Genomic DNA, 655 nt, shown 5'->3' on the forward strand with positions numbered 1-655 from the left:
AATACCAATTCTTCGTGAAGCTGCACAGAATTTTACCCCACCCCTTAATCCCCTCTCCGAAATCGGGGAGCAGGGTGGTTTCATACAATCAAAGAAAAATTAAAACTGGGTTTCAAAGCCTCTCCCCCCGTGGGGGAGAGGTTTGGAGAGAGGGGTAAAAATCCATGCTACAAAACGAGAAATCAAGACTTACGTATTTTTATTTTTTCGTATGAAACCACCCTGCTCCCCGCAAGCGGGGAGGGGCGGTTTTGGCGTTAGACAAAACCGGGGTGGGGTTCTTTGAGAATTCGTAGACTACCTTCACCCCTGACGGGGATTAAAATTCTTCATCTACGTGGTTTTTTAAAAGTTCATTCAACCAAGAACCGCGATTAAATTAAATTTTATTTGCGATCGCGTAGCGTCTACTTTGCACCATCGCTTTGACGTTTGTGACGAATGTCGTTTCATTCATAAGGAACGTCGCGACGTTAGCCACAAATGTCGTGATGTTCTTTATGAACGTCACGATGTTAGCCACAAACGTCGCGACGTTAGCCACAAACGTCGCGATGTTAGCCACAAACGTCGCGATGTTAGCCACAAACGTCGCGATGTTGGTCACAAACGTCGCGATGTTGGTCACAAACGTCGCGATGTTCTTTATGAACAA

The 655-nt window shown here is 45.8% G+C and carries 1 protein-coding gene; it reads right to left on the reverse strand.

Annotated features, from left to right (window positions below; genetic code table 11):
* Positions 1–379: 379 nt before the first annotated feature.
* Positions 380–655 (reverse strand): hypothetical protein (locus DM995_RS23020; RefSeq protein ID WP_232824599.1); only part of this gene is annotated, 276 nt, incomplete at its 5' end.

This window comes from Blastomonas sp. UPD001 (genome assembly GCF_003426715.1).
GTDB lineage: Bacteria > Pseudomonadota > Alphaproteobacteria > Sphingomonadales > Sphingomonadaceae > Blastomonas.